The sequence below is a fragment of the Sporomusa sphaeroides DSM 2875 genome (assembly GCF_001941975.2).
Classification (GTDB): domain Bacteria; phylum Bacillota; class Negativicutes; order Sporomusales; family Sporomusaceae; genus Sporomusa; species Sporomusa sphaeroides.
In genome coordinates, this window is sequence record NZ_CP146991.1 from 1,778,476 (window position 1) to 1,797,700 (window position 19,225).

Consider the following 19,225-nt stretch of genomic DNA (forward strand, 5'->3'; position numbering starts at 1 on the left):
TATCCTAACAGAAAGCATAGCTTTCTGTTAGGATAAGGGCAACATCGGCTTCCGCTTTCGCCAAAGGCTCGGCGCAAGCCGTGTTTTCTTTATTACTCTTTAATATTTTCCGCTAAAATCTCGGCTACATGCTTAATCTTTACATTTGGCAGCTGCTTATCAAGGCCACCCTGAATTTGCATCATGCATGCCGGGCAGGCAACGGCGACTATCTCAGCGGCGCTGGCTTTAATGTTGGTAATTTTTTGCTTAAGGATAGGCATGGACAGCTCGGTATATTTGACGCCGAAGGCACCGGCCATACCGCAGCATTTATCGCAGTCTTTCATTTCTACCAGTTCGTAGCCGTTAGCCGCTTCAAGCAACTGGCGCGGCTCGGTATAAATGCCAAGGCCGCGTTTCATATGGCAGGAATCATGGTATGTTACTTTTACATTGCCGGCAGTTTTGACCAGGCGGCCGGCTTTTTGATATTCCTTCGCGACAAAGCTGGTAAACTCGCAGACCTTATGACCGATTTTTTCGGCCCGGGCCTTCCAGGCCGGCTCATCTTCAAACAATTCGATATAAGTTTGATGCCAGGTCTCGGCGCAAGTCGGGCAAGCTGAAAGAATGGCGTCAGCGCCTGTGGCTTCGAAGGCCTCGATATTCTTTTTGGCAATCCGTTTGGCTGTTTCGCGGTCACCCATCCCCAGTACCGGTTTGCCGCAGCAGCTTTGTTCTTCCGGGAAAACTACTTCCATATTAAGATCCTGTAGTACCTTATACACCGACTCACCGGTTTCCGGGAAAATAAAATCAATGTTACAGCCGCTAAAGAAGGCGATTTTCTTGACAGGCTGATTTATTTTCCTGGTTACCTTGGATACGCGGTCACGGAAGGGAACATCAGCCACTGCCGGGAGACTGCGGTCTTTGGCCATGCCGGCTAAAAATAGCGGCAAATGACGGATTACACGGCCGGATTGGAACGGTTTTTGACCGATCGCTGCTAACCGCAGCAGGGTGTGGAATACCTTACGGTTTGACAGTACGTTTTCAACTACTGCTTTAACACCGAAAGGCAGACCGTGTTCCTTGACGGCTTTGGCCCGGAGTTCTTCAATCAGGTGTGGTATGTCAATTTTGCCAGGGCATATCTCAACACATTTGCGGCAGCCGATACAAAGTTCATTGATTTTTTCAAAATCCCCCATACTGTTGAGGAAGGCCGTCAGGATGGCGCCAATACCGCCGGCATAGATGTGACCATACACATGACCGCCGACAATTGTGTATACAGGACAGACGTTGAGGCAGGAAGCACAGCGAACACATTGGTAGATTTCTTTGAATTTATCGTCATGGGCAGCTTGTAAGCGTCCGTTATCAAATAAAATAATATGAAGTTCTTTGTCTTGCTCAACCCATTTTCCGTCTTGTTTGACCATGACCGGGGTTACACCGGAAGTCATTGTCATATAACTGGTCATCAGCTGGCCGGTGGCATTACGCGGCAGGGTGCGCAGGATGGGGGCGGCATCTTTAATGGTGGGAATCAGTTTTTCATAACCGATGATGACAACATGAACCCGTGGCAGGGTAGTGACAAGGCGGGCGTTGCCTTCATTCGTTACCAGCCCGATAGCGCCATTTTCAGCGATACCGAAGTTTGCGCCCGATATGCCCATATCAGCTTCCAGGAACTCCCCTCTGAGCGCTTGGCGGGCAGCCTGAACCATGAACGGAATATCGGTCGGAATTTCCTGCTTCAGTTCTTTGGAGAAGTAGCCGGCAACTTGTTCACGGTTCAAGTGAATGGCTGGCATAACCATATGGGACGGTTTATGACCGGCCAGAGAGATAATCCATTCACCCAGGTCAGTTTCTTTAACATGCAAGCCGGCTGTTTCCAGATCGTGATTAAGATGAATTTCCTCGGAAGCCATGGATTTGGATTTAACAATTCGTTTTACATTTTTTTCTTTACAGAGGTTTATCAAATATTCTTTTAACGCATTGCCATCTTTGGCGCGAAACACTTTAGCGCCCCGTTTGGCAGCTTCTGCTTCAAATTTATCGGCCAGGTTTTCAATATCGGCAACGGCGCTCATCTTCATTTGACGGACTTGTTCGCGCAGAGCCTCAATATCGGCAACATTTTCATAAGCTTTGGCCCTGGATATCGGATAGGCCTCCGCAAAGCGGCTTAATGCGCCACGCAGCACTTCATCCTGTAACTTTTCCTGGATTTCATTTTTTATATTACGATTATTCGCTTCCATTATTGCTTACCTCCGTTAACTTCTTCATCAACGGCAATAATGACAAAACGGCTGGGACCATGTACGCCGATTGTCAGTACGCGTTCAATATCGGCAGTGCGGCTGGGGCCGGTAATAAAGCTGATATAACCGCGGTCGTAGACTTTGGCGATTGTTTCCATAGCTTCTGTTATGCCGGGAACAATTCTATTGCTGTTCATGAAAACAATATGTAAAGGAGGCAGCATCGAGACAAGCCTGCTTTCAAACGCTAACGCATCCTGGCAAACACTGCCTGACTCGGCAATGCCAAACTCAACAGCGGAGATGCCAATATCGGCACTTTCAGCATGCTCGGCGATATCTGCTTGTTCGGTGTACAGGCTTACACCCAGGTCTGTTAGGGTGGCATTAATTCCTGCTGCCTGTTGCAAGGGGCTGTCAACGGCTACTACTTTGCGGGCGTTGGTGTATTTGACTAAATTGGCAATGACTTCTTTGGCTTCAGCCGCTGTTTTGACGCGAAATACTTCGGCGGCCGCGTTTTTTGCCCGGGTTTCGAACTCCGGGAACAGGCTGGCGCTACAAGTACCGGAGGTAAGCGCATGGGTCCAATTTTCACTTACTTTTTTCAAATTCTCCACTCCCTTATAACCGAATTAATCGGTATGATGGTCTGACCAGTATACACTTCGTAATAAATAGGCTAAAACCCTTTTAAAAATTGACAAAAAACGCAAAAAATACAGAAAAATTTTTAGATTATTTAATTTAGATAATTCCTGCCTGGTAAGCAGGAAAATAATTAACTATATGGAATAATAGTACTAATCGCAAATTTGATACATGTAAGGGAATGGGTGCTTTGCGCTTAATAGGGAAGTCCGGTGTAATACCGGCGCGGTCCCGCCACTGTAATGGGGATGCTGCTTAATACATGCCACTGGGAAACTGGGAAGGCTAAGTACGCGAAGAACCAGAGTCAGGAGACCTGCCTGTTCTAACACATGCCGCTAGGACCTACGGAAGATAGGCAGGTGTGGGTACAATATTCAGGCAATCTTTACATGTTGTTTGGTGTTATACCCCCTGCTCAAGGGGGCTTTTTTATTGTCCGATAAAGAAATGCGCAAAGGGATAACCACCGGGACTTGTGCCGCAGCGGCAGCCAAGGCTGCGGTTATGGCCTGGCTGGGCCAGCCGGTGACTGTTCTTCAGGTTTTTTCACCACAAGGAGTCCTGCTGACAGTACCTGTTGCCGAAAGCTGGCCGGTTGCCGGCGGCGGTATGGCGGCAATAATCAAAGATGCCGGTGATGATCCGGATATAACCAATGGGGTTAGGATTATGGCAGAGATCATTATTACCGATAAACCGGGAGTTGTGATCAAAGCAGGTATTGGCGTAGGAACGGTGACTAAACCCGGGCTGGCTGTGCCGGTAGGTGAACCGGCAGTAAATCCCGGGCCGCGTTCCATGATTACCAGGGCTGTGACTGAGTGTTTGCCAACAGATAAAGGGGCTGTTGTGACAATTTCTATTCCCGAGGGAGAGAAATTGGCGACCAGAACGCTTAACCCCATATTGGGGATTGTTGGCGGACTGTCGATTATTGGCACTACCGGTATTGTTGAACCGATGTCAGAAGAGGCTTTTAAAAATTCACTTGTACCGCAGATTAGTGTGGTGCAGGCATTAGGCTATACAGATATAGTATTTGCTCCGGGAAAAATCGGACAGGATATAGCCATCAACCGTTGCGGCCTGCCGGCCGCCGCCGTAATCCAGACAAGCAATTTTATCGGACATATGTTGGAGAATGCAGTAAAATACGGCATGCGCCGGGTGTTGTTATTTGGCCATCTTGGCAAAATCGTTAAAGTGTCGGCCGGCATATTCCATACTCATAACCGGATGGCCGATGCCCGCCTGGAGACAATAGCCGCCTATATGGCGCTAAACGGAGCGCCACAGACGGCCATTGAAGAAATAATGGCTTCGACTACTACCGAAGCTGCTATGCCAATCATCGCCCGGTATAATATGACTGAGGTTTATTCTGTACTGGCCGAACGGGCCAGTGCCCGGGCAAAGCGTTATGTGTTTGGTGATTTGACAGTGGGAACCGTTATTGTGACTTTACAGGGAGATATACTGGGGCTTGATGAGACAGCCCGTGAAATTGGAGGCCATTTAGGATGGAATGTAGGTACCAGGTAGTAGTTGTTGGCATTGGCCCCGGATCGCCTGATTATGTGCTGCCTGTCGTTAGCCGGACGATTGCTCAGGCCAGAGTTCTGGTAGGCAGTAAGCGGGCGCTGGATACCTTTGCCGCAGGCGGTCAGGCTACCAGGATTATTGATAAAGATATTAACGGTGTGCTTGATTTTATTGAAGAACAGCTGGCAAGTCAGGATGTAGTGGTTATGGTGTCCGGCGACCCTGGATTTTACAGCATGCTGGTGGCAGTCAGAAAACGGTTTGCGCCAGAGAGTATTACGGTGATTCCCGGTATTAGTTCGGTCCAAATGGCGTTTGCCCGGGTGGCCGAAGTGTGGCAGGATGCCGCTCTGATCAGTATGCATGGCCGTACAGCCGCTGATGAGGTACTGCGTTACCGGCCAGGGCATAAGCTGGGCATCCTGACTGACACTCAGCACAATCCGGCCTGTATTTCGCGCATCCTGTTAGCATTCGGGTGGCCGGAGGCGGCTCATGTCTGGTTATGCGCCAATTTGTCTTATGACAATGAAGTGGTGGCTGCTATGACCTTAGCCGAGGCCGCAGAAACTCCCGGTTTTGAACATAGCGTAATGGTGGTGAAAGCATGAGTCACAGCTTAGGTATTCCGGATGAGCAGTTCATCAGAGGCGACATTCCGATGACGAAACAGGAAATTCGCATCTTAACTTTGGCTAAGGCCAGCATTGGTGCTGCCGACACTGTCATTGATATCGGGGCAGGTACCGGTTCGCTATCCATTGAAGCGGCTTTATTGGCCAGGCAAGGCAGGGTATATGCCATTGAGCGCGAACCCGAGGGGATTGAACTGATTAAGGCCAACGCCGCTAAGTTTGAGGCCGGCAATGTTCAGGCTGTGCTTGGTTCGGCACCGGCGGCGCTGGCCGGGCTGCCGGCGGCGGAAGTCATCTTAATCGGCGGCAGTGGCGGCAGGCTGCCCGACATTTTGTCCTCGGCCGATCAATTGCTGAAACCGGGCGGACGCCTGATTGTAACAGCTGTTACCGTAGAAACACTGTCTGCCGCTCTCCAGCTTATGCGGCAGCGTCCGGCCTATGCGGTTGAGGCTTGCTGTGTACAAGTTACCCGGATTCAGCCGGTGGGCACCAGTAATATGTTTAAAGCACTTAACCCGATATATATTATTACCTGTACTAAAGAAGGGCAGGCTGCCGGATAGGGAAACAGCCTGGATGAAGGGAGAATATCAATGAATGTATTTTTTGTAGGAGCCGGTCCGGGAGATCCTGAGCTGATTACCGTGAAAGGGCAGCGCCTTTTGGGACAGGCAGATATCATTATTTATGCCGGTTCGTTAGTCAATCCGGCGCTCTTATCCCTCGCTAAAAATGGAGCTGCCATCTATAACAGCGCCTCCATGACGCTGGATGAAGTCATTGCTGTTATGGAGCAAGGGGTTAAAGAGAACAAGCTGGTAGTCCGGTTACATACCGGCGATCCCAGCATATATGGTGCCATTCAGGAGCAAATGGATGCACTGGCACCGAAAAATATTGATTTTGAAGTTATCCCCGGCGTTAGCTCGTTCCTGGCTACAGCCGCTGCCTTAAAGCAGGAATATACATTGCCTGATGTATCCCAGACGGTAATTATTACCCGTTTGGAAGGGCGCACCCCGGTGCCGGAAAAAGAAAAACTGGTTAAGCTGGCCAGCCACGAGGCTACGATGTGTATTTTCCTGAGTGTGCATATGCTGGACAATGTGGTTAAAGAGCTGGTAGATGGCGGCTATACCTACGAAACCCCGGTGGCTATTGTGCAAAAAGCCTCCTGGCCTGATCAAAAAATCTTCCGCGCTACCTTAGGCACTATTGCTCAAATTGCCAGAGAAAATAATATTGACCGTACAGCCATGATTGTGGTCGGTAAGGTCTTGCAAACCGATTATGCTTTGTCGCGGTTATATGCTCCGGAATTCGGACATATGTTCAGACAGGCGCAGGAGGCTAAATAAATTGTGAAGCTGGCAGTCATCTCTGTTACCCGCAAAGGGGCCGAACTGGCTGAACGGATAGCACCGCTGCTGGGGCCGGGGGTTGATGTCTATGCTAAAAACGGGCGCAATCTGCCAGAGTTACATCATACCTATGACTCCTTAAGCGACCTGGTAGCTGAAATATTTTCCTTATATGATGGCTTGGTGTTCATTATGGCGACAGGAATTGTCGTGAGGGTCATTGCGGCACAGGTGAAGGACAAACGCTGCGATCCGGCGGTAGTTGTCATGGATGATGGCGGCAATTATGCGATAAGCCTGTTGTCAGGTCATATCGGCGGCGCCAATGAGTTAACCGGGTTAGTGAGCCGTGCCGCCAAAGCTGTGCCGGTTATCACTACCGCCACCGATGTTGCCGGCTTGCCGGCTGCTGACATACTGGCAGTCAAACTTGATCTGACCATCGAACCGTTCAGTTCGCTCAAAACCATAAACGCCGCCATTGTTAATGGTGACAGGGTGTTGTTTTTTATTGATAAGGAACTGGCTGACCATGAGCGGTATATTGCTTTGGCCACCAGGCAAGGGGTTGCATTAGTTGATAGCAGTGAACTTATCCATCCGGATCAGTATGATGCTGCTGTAGTCATTACCGATAAAGAACTTGCTATTCAGAAACCGCATCTGTATTTGCGTCCCCACAGTTTAGCCCTTGGCATCGGCTGCCGGCGGGATACCACCGGTGCTGAAATTTTGTCAGCCATCAATCAGGCTTGCCGGACAATCGGACGGAGCAGCAACAGTGTGGCTGTGATTGGCAGTACTGTCGTAAAAGCCGATGAACAGGGTTTGCTCGCAGTGGCGGAGCAGCTGGGTGTGCCGATTAAGTTTTTTACCAATGAACAACTGGAACAATGTATAGACCAATATGAATTGTCGTTATCTGATTTTGTTAATGAGAAGATAGGAGTGGGAAATGTATGCGAACCAGCAGCCATACTAGCGGGGCGGAACAACAAGCTGATTTTGCCCAAAACAAAATATCCCAAAGTGACTGTGGCGGTCACAACGGTAAAATATCGGTGGTGGGAATAGGGCCAGGCAGCCTGGAGGATATGACGCCGCGAGCCCGGCAGGCGATTGAAGATGCTGAGATTATTGTTGGTTATGATACCTATTTGGATTTGATAAAAGCTCTACTGCCAGCCAAAACCACCATTGGCACAGGCATGATGCAGGAAATCGACCGTTGTCAGGCGGCGGTAGATAAAGCCATGACCGGAAAACAGGTGGCGGTAATTTCCAGCGGCGACCCGGGAATATATGGTATGGCCGGTTTAGTGCTTGAACTTGTTGGCAAGCAGCCGGCAGCCAGGCAGCCGGAAGTAGAGGTTATTCCCGGTATCAGCGCCGTCGGTGCGGCAGCCTCTATCCTGGGAGCACCGCTGATGCACGATTTTGCCGTTATCAGTCTGAGTGACTTATTAACTCCCTGGGAAGTTATTAAAAAGAGAGTGGAAATGGCGGTTGCCGGGGATTTCGTTATTGCTATTTATAACCCCAAAAGTACCCGGCGGACAAGCCAAATAGAAACGGTGCGCGAAATTGCGCTAAAACACCGGCAGGCCGATACTCCGGTAGGGATTGTGCATCACGCTACCCGGACCAAAGAGGATATGACCCTGTCAACCCTGGACAACTTTACCAAGGAGCATATTGATATGTTTTCCCTGGTCATTATTGGCAACAGCCAGACCTATACCGCCAATGGGAAAATGATTACCCCCAGAGGCTATCACGTATGATTTTAGTGCTGGCCGGTACGCAGGATGGCCGGCAATTGGCTGCCTGTCTGGCGGCAGGCGGTTATCAGGTAATGGTATCGGTAATCAGTGATTATGGCCGCAGTTTGGCTGAATTACCAGGTATTGGCGTTCATACCGGACAGCTGACCCTGGCGGGGATGGAGGAATTCATCGCAACCAGGAGGATTAAGGCAATCGTGGACGCCAGCCATCCCTATGCCGCCAATGTATCGGCCAATGCTATGTCTGCCTGTGAAACCGGCGGAATTGACTACATCCGCTACGAACGCTCAGAGGTGAGTGTCCCGGAATACAGGCAGCTGCATCTGGTTAAAGATGCTGCCGAGGCCGCAAAGATAGCAGCCGGTCTTGGCAAGAACATCTTTTTAACCACAGGCAGCCGCACGTTAAAGATATTCAAGACAGAACCGCTGCTGGCAGATTGCCGCCTGATCGCCCGGGTGCTGCCACAGCCTGAGGTGATAACAGAATGTATCGAACTGGGGTTCAAGCCTGGTGATATTGTGGCCATCCAGGGGCCATTTTCCCACGCGCTCAATGCGGCGTTATTCAGGGAGTATGGCACAGAGGTCGTCATAACCAAAAACAGTGGTACGATTGGCGGTGCCGATACCAAAATATCGGCCGCGATGGAACTGGGGCTGAAGCTGGTTGTCATTGGCCGTCCGGCGATTGAGTATAAAAACCTTTGCCGGACCAGCGATGAAGTCATGACAAGGCTGTTGGCCGGTACTGCTGCGAAATGAGAGTGCCATCTCTCAATCCAACGCAAATTAACATTCGGGAGGGACTAGCATGGAATATATAAAAGACCCGATGGCTATTGAAAACCGCAGTATGGAGATTATCGCTCCCTATTTGGCCGGTTTTAATTTAGATGAACAGGCAATCAAGGTGTATTCGCGCATTATTCACGCTGCCGGTGACCCCGATTATGCCTCAATTATTAAAATTCATCCGGAAGCCATTGCTTCCGGGCTTGCGGCGCTTAAAAACGGCTGCGACATTTTCTGTGATGTAGAAATGGTTCGCACCGGCATAAACAAGCGCCGGCTGGCCGAACTGGGCGGCCAGGCTTATTGTCTGGTAGCTGATGAAACGGTGGCCCAGGAAGCTAAAGCAGCCGGCATTACCCGGTCAATGGCGGCCATGCGCAAATTTGGTGATAAGCTTAATGGCGCCATTGTGGCCATTGGCAATGCACCGACAGCCCTGTTTGAGGTGCTCGCAATGATAAAAGAAAATAATGTCAAGCCGGCCCTCATTGTTGGCGTACCTGTCGGTTTTGTTGGTGCTGCCGAATCCAAGGAACTGCTGCATACCACTTCGCCTGTTCCCTATATCACTGTACTTGGCAACAAAGGCGGCAGCCCGATTGCAGCAGCTTCGGTTAATGCGGTTATGTATATGTTAGGCCGCTAATTTGCTGAATACAGGAGGGTTACCTATGGGCCAATTAAACATTCCCCGGGTGGTCATTGCCGGAGTCAGCAGCGGCGTGGGTAAAACCACCATTGTAACCGGTATGCTGTCAGCCTTGGCTGAACGCGGCCTTAAAGTCCAATCCTATAAAATTGGCCCTGACTACATCGACCCAGGCTTTCATCGTCTGGCCAGCGGCAAAAGCGCGCATAATCTCGATACCTGGCTGGTACCGCCGGCAACGCTGGCAGAAATCTTTGCCAGTACGGCAGCAGGCAATGATATTGCCGTTATTGAAGGTGTCATGGGGTTGTATGATGGCGGGCGCTCCGGTGTCAGCAGCACGGCCGCGGTGGCAAAAATGCTGAATGCACCGGTAGTATTGGTGATTAATGCCAAGTCTATGGGCGAGAGTGCGGCGGCTATAGCGTTGGGCTTTAAAATGTATGATCCGGAGGTTAAGCTGGCCGGAGTCATTATTAACCGGCTTGGCTCACTAAGCCACAGGTTGATGGTCTGTGAGGCCTTTGCCAGACTGGGAATTCCCGTTATCGGCACTGTGTTTCGCAACAACGAACTGGTGATGCCGGAACGGCATCTTGGCCTGACGCCGGTAACTGAGCAGGATGCGGCTGCCACTGTGGCGGAAATGGGACGTCAGATAGCGCAAGAGGTTAATCTGGATGCGTTGCTGGCGCTGGCTAAAACCGCTGAGCCACTGCCAGACAGTGGTGGGAGTAGCGGGAAGCCTGCAGTTCCGGCCAAAGTCCGGATTGGTGTAGCTCAGGACGATGTATTTACTTTTTACTATCCCTCAAGCCTGGAGGTTTTGACTGAGTTCGGGGCCGAGCTGGTACCGTTTAGTCCGCTTGCTGCCAACTGTCTGCCTGAGGTAGATGGGGTGGTACTGGGCGGCGGTTTTCCCGAAATGTTTGTCAGGGAATTATCGGACAATGTCTTGATGAGAAATGATCTGCGGCGTGCGGCATCAGCCGGCATGCCTGTTTATGCTGAATGTGGCGGCCTGATGTATTTGGCGCGGCAGATTATCGACTTTGACGGCCAGGCCTATGATATGGCCGGAATTATCCCGGCAGTATGCCAGATGCAGTCTAAGCTCGAAACAGTAGGCTATGTGGAAACAACCGCATTACAGGATAATGTGTTATGTACCGGCGGCGAAAGGCTGCGCGGGCATGAATTTCATTTTTCCCGGATGATTCCCGATGTAAGTGCAGCAGAGTTTCCCTGGGCGTTCGAATTTACAAAAATGCGGACAGGAGCCAAATATCCGGGCGGTTATGTGTCCGGCGAGGTATTGGCCTCCTATCTGCATATGCATTTTGCCGGTAATCGGCAAGCTGCCAAGCGGTTTGTCGAACGGTGTATCCGGTATAAGCACCTGACCGGACAGGGAGGGAAATAGTATGGCAGCAAGCATTGTTTTGGTTACCGGCGGGGCCCGCAGCGGCAAAAGTACGTTTGCCGAGCGGTATGCGGCGCAAGGCGGCCGGAAGGTTGCCTATATTGCTACCGCCCAAATCTATGATGAAGAAATGCAGGAACGGGTAAAGCTGCATCAAAGCCGCCGGCCGGCCGGCTGGCCGACGTTTGAAGCTCCTTACCAGGCCGAACAAGCCATGGCTCAGGCTGTTCAGTGCGCCGAAGCCGTGCTGTTTGATTGCCTGACACTATATACCAGTAATTTGCTCCTGGCTCCGACTGCGCCTGCTGACCGGGAAGAACGCAGGCAAGCTGTACTGACAGCCATCGATAAACTGCTGGCCAGCGCCAGGCAGGATCAGGCGGAGGTAATATTTGTTACCAACGAAGTCGGAGCAGGCATTGTGCCCGATAATGCGCTGGCCCGTGAATACCGGGACGTTGCCGGGCTGGTGAATCAGAAAGTAGCCGGGGTTGCTGATGAAGTATATCTGGTGGTCAGCGGTCTGGCAGTGGAACTCAAAAAAATAGCCGTTAGTCTGGGGGAGGGTGAGCATAATGGCTAGAGCAATTATGCTACAGGGAACAAGTTCCCATGTTGGCAAAAGTATTTTAACAACGGCCTTGTGCCGGATTTTTAAACAGGATGGACAGCGGGTAACTCCATTTAAGGCACAAAATATGGCGCTTAATTCCTATGTAACCAAAACAGGTGGCGAAATGGGGCGGGCCCAGGTAGCTCAGGCTGAGGCTGCCGGACTGGACCCAGCTGTTGAAATGAATCCGGTATTATTAAAACCTACCGGTAATGCCTGTTCACAGGTCATTGTTATGGGTAAGTCTGTCGGCAATATGTCGGCAAAAGAATATCATTCCGGCTATAGTCTCACCGCACTGGGGGTTGTAACCGAGTGTATTGAGAAACTGCATAATGACTTTGACGTTATCGTTATTGAAGGGGCCGGCAGTCCGGCGGAAGTTAACCTTAAAGCTAATGATATTGTTAATATGCGTGTTGCCAAACTGGCTGCGGCGCCGGTACTGCTGATTGCTGATATCGACAGAGGCGGGGCGCTGGCTTCTGTGGTCGGCACTCTGGAACTGTTAGAGCCGGATGAGCGCGATTTGGTTAAAGGCATTATTATTAATAAATTCCGGGGCGATATTAATTTGCTGAAACCGGCACTGGATTTTCTCGAAACTAAGACCGGTAAACCGGTGGTAGGTGTCATTCCCCATCTTGACCGGCTGGGTATTGATGATGAGGACTCGGTATCACTGGAAGATAAAGGGCAGCCCGCTAAAAACGGTGACCTGGATATTGCCGTACTGCGGCTTCCTAAAATATCGAACTTTACTGATTTTGACGCCATAGCCGGTGAAACCGATGTCAGGCTTAGGTATGTACGGCAGGGAGAAGCCATTGGCAAGCCTGATCTTATCATTCTGCCCGGCAGTAAGAACACTACTGAAGACTTGTTATACCTTCGCAATAATGGTTATGAGCAGGAACTTATTAAGCTGGTAAAAAGCGGCACACCTGTTGTTGGTATTTGTGGTGGCTACCAGATGCTGGGACGGGAAGTGCAGGACCCTGACCATACCGAATCAGACCTGGATAAAGTAATGGGTTTGGGTTTAATTGACAGTATTACTGTTTTTGTCGCTGATAAAGTAACCCATCAAGTTACAGCGGCGGCTGACAATCACAAATTTTTGGGAATTAATTTTAGCGGCGGTAACCTGACAGGTTACGAAATTCACATGGGCCGCACCCAGTTTTTGAGCCCTGTTGACCATGCTTTTAGTATTACCACCCGCTCGGGTGAACAGGTAAATATGCCGGATGGTGCTGTTTCAGCAGACGGACTGGTCATGGGAACTTATATGCACGGAATCTTCGATAATGACGCCTATCGGCGTGCCGTGCTTGATGCGCTGCGAGTGCGCAAGGGCCTGGCACCGCTGGGGGTCGTTAAGGATACACAGGCGCTGAAAAATGCCGCCTATGACCGGTTGGCAAAGGTTGTCCGTCAGAATATGAATATGGACTTGGTCTATCGTATTCTGAATGAAGCCACTGGTAGCTAGTCATGGAACAGTATGTGGCATTAGGCGCGGTTATTATTGACCGACTGGTTGGCGACCCGCGTACATCATTTCACCCGGTCGTTATGCTTGGTACGTTTATTGCCTGGCTGGAAAGACATTTATTGGCTGTCAATCATCCGGCTATGCGTAAAACCATGGCAGGGGCGGTATTGGTTGCTATTGTGTTGACAACAGCCTATGGGGTGGCATGGCTGATCATGGCGGCGTTAAGCGCCATTCATTCCTGGGCCGGCTACATCGCCGGCGCAGTGCTGCTGTCATTTGCCATATCGCCCCGTGCTCTGGCGGAAGCCGGGAGGGAGATTGCCGGGTTTCTCAATTCCGGCAATATGGAACAGGCCAGGTTTAAGGTAGGCTGGATCGTTGGCCGTGATACGGCTGCTCTTGATACGCCTGAAGTTACCCGTGCCACTGTGGAAACAGTGGCTGAAAATATTGTTGATGGTATTATCTCGCCGCTATTTTATGCTATAATTGGCGGTGTACCACTTGCTTGCTTGTACCGGGCGGTAAACACAATGGATTCCATGGTCGGTTATAAAAATGAAAAATACCGGGATTTCGGCATGGTTGCGGCCCGGCTTGATGATGTGTTTAATTACATTCCCGCAAGAATTACCGGGTTATTGATCATTATGGCCGCCGCACTGCTCAGGCTGGATACCCAAGGCGCCTGGAAGGCTATCAGGCGCGATGCAGTCAAACATCCCAGTCCTAATAGCGGCTTTTCGGAAGCCGGAGTGGCCGGAGCGCTGGGAGTAAGACTGGGCGGTCTCAATTACTATGGTGGAGTGGCTTCTTTCCGGGCCTATATGGGTGAGGCCAGGCATGAGCTTCGGCCTGTACATATTGAACAAACCATTCAAATTATGTATGCGGTTACCATTTTGTTTCTTATAGCTGCATTTGTCTGCAAAGGCTTATTGGCTTTAGCCTGAGCAAAATCCGGCTTAATTATGATTTCTTATCCTGCGCGTTCATGCAGGGTGGAGGGAAGCAGAGTTTGAAAGATTTTTTTACCGGATTACAGTTTCTTACGCGTATCCGCATTGTGGAGCAAACCGACTGGTCGCCGGACAGTTTTGGCCGCAGTGTAAAATATTTTACACTGATTGGTGTTGTTATCGGCTTGTTGTTGGCTGGTTTGGCTTATGTTTTCGCCCAGTTCCTGCCGTCACATGTACTGGCGGCGGCCATTATTATCGCCGAAATTATACTCACCGGCGGTTTGCACTGCGATGGATTCATGGATACAGCCGACGGTGTATTTTCAGGCCGCTCACGCGAGCGGATGCTGGAGATTATGAAAGACAGCCGGGTAGGAGCTAATGGTGTAGTAGCCTTTGGCCTCCTGTTATTATTAAAATATTCGCTTATTGCCGATATGGCGCCGGCCATGCTGACTACCGCTCTTTTTCTTATGCCGGTGGCAGGCCGTATGGCTATGGTTATTAGCATCACTTCGTTTCCTTATGCGCGTCCTGACGGCATGGGAAAGGCGTTTGCCCAGTATGCCGGCCGTACTACTTTGGTTATTGCCGGTGTTATCGCACTTATAGCAATCATTCCGTTTGGTATGCAGGCAGCAATCAGTGCCGGTAGCGCCGTATTGGCCGGAGTACTGTCAGCAAGATATTTTGCCAAGGTGCTGGGCGGTTTAACCGGTGATACTTATGGAGCTATTACCGAGATCACTGAGTTAGTGGCCTTGCTGGTGTTTATCATTTAGCATAAATAAGATTCAATCACTGAAAGGCAGACTTTTCTATGACCATTAAAGTTAAAGCACCTGGCTCATGCGGCGAATTGGTTCAGGGAACGGTAAACGGGATCAATTTTTTGATTACTTGTCCGGTGGACTGGTATTCTGAAGTCTCAATTATTCCTGCCGGCAAATTGACAGGTGTTGAGCCTAAAACAGCGGCAGCTGTTGACAAAACACTTGAATATCTTACTGTTTCCGGCGATTTTGGCATACAAGTAGAATCGGATTTGCCGGTAGGTAAAGGAATGGCATCCAGCAGTGCCGATATCAGCGCCGCTTGTCAGGCTGTAGCCCTGGCGGCCACCGGTGAACGGCTGTCTTATGACGAAATTGCTGATATTGCTCTGGCCATTGAACCGACTGACGGCATTTTTTATCCGGGAATTATTATGTTTGATCATGTGCAGGGCAAGATTCGCCGCCACCTGGGGAATCCTCCGCCAATGAAAATTGCTGTTTTTGACGCAGGTGGTGAGGTTGATACGCTGTCCTTTAATAAGCGTGAGGATTTAGCCGGCTTAAATCAAGCCAATGAGGAGCCGATTAGAGCGGCAGTTCATTTAGTAGCACAAGGTCTCATAACCGGAGATGCCCGGCTTATCGGACAGGGAGCTACGATGAGTGCCGTTGCCAATCAAAAGATATTATATAAACCTTGTCTTGAACAAGTGCTGCATATTAGCCGGGATTTCGGTGCTGTGGGTGTTTGCGTTGCCCATAGCGGCACAGTGCTGGGGGTTATGTTCTGCGAAAGAGCTATGGCCGGTCACGATGCCTGTATTAAGGAACTGGGCCGCGCCTGTCCGGAAGTTGCTTATCTGAAAACTGTCCGCTTGATCGCCGGCGGACTTATCATAACAGGAGATGATGGCAGTGAACGCGGATAATCATGTTCATGGCGGCAATGTGTATGCCTGGGCACGGGAGCGTGGGGGAACCTTAAACGGTGTGCTGGATTATAGCGCCAATATAAATCCGCTTGGTTTGCCTGCGAGTGTTCAAACGGCTATAGTTCAGTCTGTTGGTCAGGTAATTCACTATCCTGATGTCGAAGCAGCCTTGCTCAAAACAGCAATAAGTAGCTATTATCAAGTCGACGCAACGTACATAACTGCCGGTAACGGGGCTGTTGAACTGCTGTATGTGCTTGCCCACAGCTTACGCCCCAAACGGGTGCTTATTCCGGTACCGGCCTTCTGTGAATATGAACGGGCGGCCAGGGCGGCCGGGGCCGATGTCGAATACGTGTATGCGTCGCCGGAACATAATTTTGCGCTTGATGTAAAATCACTGTGTGATTACCTGAGCCGGGTTGAAATGGTGTTTATCGGCAATCCCAGCAATCCTACCGGCACACTTTTGCCGGTAAGCCAGCTTGAACAGTTACTGTTTGCTGCCAGACAAGCTAAGGTCATGGTGGTTATGGATGAATCCTTTATGGACTTTATCATAGATGGCGGCAAATATACTTGTCGGCCGCTGCTTAAGCAATATGATAACCTGGTAATACTCCATTCACTTACTAAATTTTATGCTATTCCCGGCCTTAGATTGGGATTTGCCCTTGCTCATCCCAGGCTCACTGCCAGACTCCATGCTGCCAAAGACCCCTGGAATGTCAATTCGTTAGCACAGGCAGCCGGTGTAGCCGCTTTGGCGGATCAGGAGTATCAGCAAAAAAGCCGGGGAATAATAAACTGGGAAAAAGATGTATTGTATGAAGGTCTGAAAGCTTTGCCTGGTTTAAAACCGTTTATGCCATCTGTCAACTACATATTAATAGATACCAGCTTAAGCGGCCATTCGGCAGCCTGCCTGCGGCAGCGGTTGGCGGCAAGCGGTATCTTAATTCGTGATTGCAGTAATTATCCGGGATTATCTCCGTATTATATGCGGGTGGCTGTCAAATTGGCCGAGCAAAACAAAATGCTGCTCGAACACTTAGAGCAGGTATTGAGGTGAACCCATGACGAAATTAATTATAGTACGCCACGGTCAGACGCTGTGGAATTTGGAACGAAAGTATCAGGGACATAGCGATATTGCCTTAACCGATACCGGACTTAAACAAGCTCAAGCGGTAGCAGAGCGCTTAGCTGAAGAAGCCGTTGCGGCGGTTTATGCCAGTGACTTGTCTCGTGCCTATAAGACAGCTGGATATATTGCGGCTAAACATAATCTGACAGTACATACTGTGCCGGAACTGCGGGAAATAAAGTTTGGCGACTGGGAAGGCCTCACTTATGAAGAAATCTCGGTGCGTTGGCCGGGACTATTAGGTAAATTGTGGACAACACCTGATGAACTGCAAATACCTGGCGGTGAAACTTTTCATCAGCTCAAAGCGCGGGCATATACCGCTATTGAAAAAATTGTAGCCGACCATCCGGACCAAACAGTAGCCGTAGTGGCCCATGGCGGTACTATTGGCACAATTTTATGTGCGGTCCTCGATATACACCTAAATCATGTATGGAGTATCAGACAAGATAATACTGCTGTAAATATTATTGAATATTATGATGGCCGGCCGACAATCACTTTATTAAATTGTGTCAGCCATTTTAAAAAATAAGGCTAGTAGTCTGTCAAGTCTAGAGCCAGAGGATTTGAATTACTAAAAAGTCAAATAATTAATAACTGCGCGCGCTCAAGGGTGAAATGGCATTAGCCTGATGAAGCCGGCTAATTAAGCTAAAACCCTACTTTTTTGCCTGATTTTCCGCCTTGAGCAAATGCAGCCGGCATGATAAGATACATAATAACAGAAGACGCTAATGCCTGGGGTATTCGTTAACCTCTTATATGTTCAACCGACTCATTTACTTGGGGAGTTAGATGTTACGCAGCTGCCAAGCCTCCTAAGAGTGGAAGGCAAAAACATAACTAGAAAACGCCCACCTGCTGAGAAGCGGGTATGAACATACGAGAGCACGGTACCGTGGGCCGACATAATTATTTAACAAGTGGTACTCCTTCGTGAGAAGGAGAATTTTTTTATGCCTAAACCTATACTCTCGCCATTCCTGGACAAGCTACCTTTAAGAAATGGACAGTATGTTGTTGCTGGTCTTACAAAATTCGAAAAGGGAGGTGAGTACTGTTAATACAATAAAAATAGTCGCCATAGGCGATTCAATTACATACGGCTTTCCCTATTTGCCAGAGCAATCGTGGTTTTTCTTAGCTTCTAAAGAATTTGCTATTGAGCATGTCAATAGTGGTATCAACGGGGATACAACAACCGGTATGCTGAGCCGCTTTGACCGTGATGCACTTGGGCATAAGCCTTCGCATGTTATCATTATGGGCGGGACTAATGATGCTTACGAGGGTGTTGAGGTTAGCCAGGTCATTGATAACATTCGAGTTATGGTAAAGCTGGCAGTGGAAAACGGTATTACTCCAATTATTGGTCTGCCGATACCGTGTAATGACTGGTATGCCGAAACTTTGCTGGGTGAATACCGGGAAGTTATTCAACAATATGCTGTCAATAATAGTACTGTCTATATTGACTTTTATTCAGCTATGATTGACGAAAGCAATACTGAAATAAAGTCAGGGCTGCACTGTGACGGCGTACATCCCAGTGAGGCCGGTTACAAGGTTATGGCTGGCGTTGCTATTGAGATACTTCGAAAAATGTTCTAACTGCTTCGGCATACGTTTTGTGAAAGGGTATTTTATTTTTTCTGTAAACCTGTTTCCAATTTTGCCAAAGTATACCTAGCTGTGATATAATTGAGATAATTCTATGTAAAAGAGGGATAAACTTTGAAAAAAGCAATTATTGAGATGGATAAAGGCAATGTAATTATCGAGTTATTTGAGAAAGATGCGCCCCAGACAGTAGCCAATTTCGAGAAGTTAATCAAAGAAGGATTTTATGATGGATTAACCTTTCACCGGGTAATTAAAGGTTTCGTTGCCCAGGGCGGTTGCCCCAGCGGCAATGGTACCGGCGGTCCTGGCTATACCATTCCCTGTGAAACTAAAGGCAATCCTAACAAACATGAGCGCGGCTCATTGTCAATGGCACATCGCGGCCCCAATACCGGTGGCAGTCAGTTCTTTATTGTGTACGAGCCCCAGCCTCACTTGGATGGTGTTCATACAGTATTTGGCAAGGTTATTGAAGGCATGGAAACCGTTGACCAAATTGCCCAAGGTGACACAATGAATAAAGTAACTGTTACTGAGGAATGATTTAAGG

General features: G+C 49.3%; 20 protein-coding genes, 1 other RNA gene and 1 riboswitch. Of the genes, 19 read left to right on the plus strand and 2 right to left on the minus strand.

The genetic code is table 11. The annotated features are described in order from the left end of the window. Window positions 1-92: 92 nt before the first annotated feature. Together ldhH and SPSPH_RS07955 are read right to left on the minus strand one after the other, a co-directional pair. Window positions 93-2,264, minus strand: a complete 2,172-nt coding sequence (gene ldhH, locus SPSPH_RS07950; protein ID WP_075754833.1) for an L-lactate dehydrogenase (quinone) large subunit LdhH — start codon at window positions 2,262-2,264, stop codon at window positions 93-95. Next, window positions 2,264-2,878, minus strand: coding sequence for a LutC/YkgG family protein (locus SPSPH_RS07955; RefSeq protein ID WP_075754835.1), 615 nt, complete (start codon window positions 2,876-2,878; stop codon window positions 2,264-2,266). The genes ldhH and SPSPH_RS07955 overlap by 1 nt, the downstream gene beginning before the upstream one ends. Before the next feature lie 206 nt (window positions 2,879-3,084). After that, window positions 3,085-3,256: riboswitch (cobalamin riboswitch) on the plus strand. A gap of 112 nt (window positions 3,257-3,368) precedes the next feature. Between SPSPH_RS07955 and cbiD the strand changes: the two genes are divergently transcribed. The 19 genes from cbiD (at window position 3,369) to SPSPH_RS08050 (ending at window position 19,218) form a co-directional block, all read left to right on the plus strand. After that, window positions 3,369-4,463: a cobalt-precorrin-5B (C(1))-methyltransferase CbiD gene (gene cbiD, locus SPSPH_RS07960; protein WP_075756020.1), complete on the plus strand. Its 1,095-nt coding sequence runs from the start codon at window positions 3,369-3,371 to the stop codon at window positions 4,461-4,463. Beyond that, window positions 4,442-5,074 carry a precorrin-6y C5,15-methyltransferase (decarboxylating) subunit CbiE gene (gene cbiE, locus SPSPH_RS07965; RefSeq protein ID WP_075754837.1) on the plus strand — a complete coding sequence of 211 codons (633 nt, stop codon included), beginning with the start codon at window positions 4,442-4,444 and terminating at the stop codon, window positions 5,072-5,074. The genes cbiD and cbiE overlap by 22 nt, the downstream gene beginning before the upstream one ends. Beyond that, on the plus strand, window positions 5,071-5,664 hold the full coding sequence (cbiT, locus tag SPSPH_RS07970; protein ID WP_075754839.1) for a precorrin-6Y C5,15-methyltransferase (decarboxylating) subunit CbiT: 594 nt from the start codon (window positions 5,071-5,073) through the stop codon (window positions 5,662-5,664). Before cbiE ends, cbiT begins: the two co-directional genes overlap by 4 nt. A gap of 30 nt (window positions 5,665-5,694) precedes the next feature. Beyond that, window positions 5,695-6,459 (plus strand): precorrin-4 C(11)-methyltransferase, encoded by a 765-nt coding sequence (gene cobM, locus SPSPH_RS07975; protein ID WP_075754841.1) that lies wholly within the window; start codon window positions 5,695-5,697, stop codon window positions 6,457-6,459. Window positions 6,460-6,462: 3 nt separating this feature from the next. Beyond that, complete coding sequence (locus SPSPH_RS07980; RefSeq protein ID WP_075754843.1) at window positions 6,463-7,536, plus strand: cobalt-precorrin 5A hydrolase; 1,074 nt, start codon at window positions 6,463-6,465, stop codon at window positions 7,534-7,536. A 20-nt stretch (window positions 7,537-7,556) separates the two neighbouring features. Then, window positions 7,557-8,246 (plus strand): precorrin-3B C(17)-methyltransferase, encoded by a 690-nt coding sequence (gene cobJ / locus SPSPH_RS07985; protein WP_233138911.1) that lies wholly within the window; start codon window positions 7,557-7,559, stop codon window positions 8,244-8,246. Then, complete coding sequence (gene cobK, locus SPSPH_RS07990) at window positions 8,243-9,013, plus strand: precorrin-6A reductase (protein WP_075754847.1); 771 nt, start codon at window positions 8,243-8,245, stop codon at window positions 9,011-9,013. The genes cobJ and cobK overlap by 4 nt, the downstream gene beginning before the upstream one ends. Before the next feature lie 49 nt (window positions 9,014-9,062). Beyond that, the gene (locus tag SPSPH_RS07995) at window positions 9,063-9,689 is read left to right on the plus strand and encodes a precorrin-8X methylmutase (protein ID WP_075754849.1); all 627 of its coding nucleotides are present in this window, start codon (window positions 9,063-9,065) and stop codon (window positions 9,687-9,689) included. A 25-nt stretch (window positions 9,690-9,714) separates the two neighbouring features. After that, window positions 9,715-11,115 carry a cobyrinate a,c-diamide synthase gene (locus tag SPSPH_RS08000; protein WP_075754851.1) on the plus strand — a complete coding sequence of 467 codons (1,401 nt, stop codon included), beginning with the start codon at window positions 9,715-9,717 and terminating at the stop codon, window positions 11,113-11,115. Window position 11,116: 1 nt separating this feature from the next. Next, window positions 11,117-11,698 carry a bifunctional adenosylcobinamide kinase/adenosylcobinamide-phosphate guanylyltransferase gene (gene cobU, locus SPSPH_RS08005; RefSeq protein ID WP_075754853.1) on the plus strand — a complete coding sequence of 194 codons (582 nt, stop codon included), beginning with the start codon at window positions 11,117-11,119 and terminating at the stop codon, window positions 11,696-11,698. Continuing rightward, window positions 11,691-13,223 carry a cobyric acid synthase gene (locus SPSPH_RS08010; protein ID WP_075754855.1) on the plus strand — a complete coding sequence of 511 codons (1,533 nt, stop codon included), beginning with the start codon at window positions 11,691-11,693 and terminating at the stop codon, window positions 13,221-13,223. Before cobU ends, SPSPH_RS08010 begins: the two co-directional genes overlap by 8 nt. A 2-nt stretch (window positions 13,224-13,225) precedes the next feature. Then, complete coding sequence (gene cbiB, locus SPSPH_RS08015; protein ID WP_075754857.1) at window positions 13,226-14,182, plus strand: adenosylcobinamide-phosphate synthase CbiB; 957 nt, start codon at window positions 13,226-13,228, stop codon at window positions 14,180-14,182. A 65-nt stretch (window positions 14,183-14,247) separates the two neighbouring features. Next, complete coding sequence (gene cobS / locus SPSPH_RS08020; RefSeq protein WP_109298123.1) at window positions 14,248-14,973, plus strand: adenosylcobinamide-GDP ribazoletransferase; 726 nt, start codon at window positions 14,248-14,250, stop codon at window positions 14,971-14,973. 38 nt (window positions 14,974-15,011) lie between these two features. Then, complete coding sequence (locus SPSPH_RS08025) at window positions 15,012-15,896, plus strand: GHMP kinase (RefSeq protein ID WP_075754861.1); 885 nt, start codon at window positions 15,012-15,014, stop codon at window positions 15,894-15,896. Continuing rightward, entirely contained in the window at window positions 15,883-16,971 is a 1,089-nt protein-coding gene (gene cobD, locus SPSPH_RS08030; protein WP_233138745.1) for a threonine-phosphate decarboxylase CobD, read from the plus strand. Before SPSPH_RS08025 ends, cobD begins: the two co-directional genes overlap by 14 nt. A gap of 4 nt (window positions 16,972-16,975) precedes the next feature. Beyond that, window positions 16,976-17,584: an alpha-ribazole phosphatase gene (gene cobC / locus SPSPH_RS08035; protein ID WP_075754865.1), complete on the plus strand. Its 609-nt coding sequence runs from the start codon at window positions 16,976-16,978 to the stop codon at window positions 17,582-17,584. A 200-nt stretch (window positions 17,585-17,784) separates the two neighbouring features. Beyond that, window positions 17,785-17,961: non-coding RNA, 6S RNA (ssrS, locus tag SPSPH_RS08040), on the plus strand. A 141-nt stretch (window positions 17,962-18,102) separates the two neighbouring features. Continuing rightward, window positions 18,103-18,663: an SGNH/GDSL hydrolase family protein gene (locus tag SPSPH_RS08045; protein ID WP_109298131.1), complete on the plus strand. Its 561-nt coding sequence runs from the start codon at window positions 18,103-18,105 to the stop codon at window positions 18,661-18,663. 123 nt (window positions 18,664-18,786) lie between these two features. Further along, window positions 18,787-19,218, plus strand: coding sequence for a peptidylprolyl isomerase (locus tag SPSPH_RS08050; RefSeq protein ID WP_075754869.1), 432 nt, complete (start codon window positions 18,787-18,789; stop codon window positions 19,216-19,218). Window positions 19,219-19,225 lie beyond the last annotated feature (7 nt).

Excerpts from the sequence above, each read along its gene's own strand:
- cobU (WP_075754853.1), top strand. The coding sequence starts at position 11,117 with ATGGCAGCAAGCATTGTTTTGGTTACCGGCGGGGCCCGCAGCGGCAAA.
- SPSPH_RS08010 (WP_075754855.1), top strand. The coding sequence starts at position 11,691 with ATGGCTAGAGCAATTATGCTACAGGGAACAAGTTCCCATGTTGGCAAA.
- SPSPH_RS08000 (WP_075754851.1), top strand. The coding sequence starts at position 9,715 with ATGGGCCAATTAAACATTCCCCGGGTGGTCATTGCCGGAGTCAGCAGC.
- SPSPH_RS07995 (WP_075754849.1), top strand. The coding sequence starts at position 9,063 with ATGGAATATATAAAAGACCCGATGGCTATTGAAAACCGCAGTATGGAG.
- cobC (WP_075754865.1), top strand. The coding sequence starts at position 16,976 with ATGACGAAATTAATTATAGTACGCCACGGTCAGACGCTGTGGAATTTG.
- cbiT (WP_075754839.1), top strand. The coding sequence starts at position 5,071 with ATGAGTCACAGCTTAGGTATTCCGGATGAGCAGTTCATCAGAGGCGAC.
- cobJ (WP_233138911.1), top strand. The coding sequence starts at position 7,557 with ATGACGCCGCGAGCCCGGCAGGCGATTGAAGATGCTGAGATTATTGTT.
- SPSPH_RS08025 (WP_075754861.1), top strand. The coding sequence starts at position 15,012 with ATGACCATTAAAGTTAAAGCACCTGGCTCATGCGGCGAATTGGTTCAG.
- ldhH (WP_075754833.1), bottom strand. The coding sequence starts at position 2,264 with ATGGAAGCGAATAATCGTAATATAAAAAATGAAATCCAGGAAAAGTTA.
- cbiB (WP_075754857.1), top strand. The coding sequence starts at position 13,226 with ATGGAACAGTATGTGGCATTAGGCGCGGTTATTATTGACCGACTGGTT.
- cobK (WP_075754847.1), top strand. The coding sequence starts at position 8,243 with ATGATTTTAGTGCTGGCCGGTACGCAGGATGGCCGGCAATTGGCTGCC.
- cbiE (WP_075754837.1), top strand. The coding sequence starts at position 4,442 with ATGGAATGTAGGTACCAGGTAGTAGTTGTTGGCATTGGCCCCGGATCG.
- cbiD (WP_075756020.1), top strand. The coding sequence starts at position 3,369 with ATGCGCAAAGGGATAACCACCGGGACTTGTGCCGCAGCGGCAGCCAAG.
- cobM (WP_075754841.1), top strand. The coding sequence starts at position 5,695 with ATGAATGTATTTTTTGTAGGAGCCGGTCCGGGAGATCCTGAGCTGATT.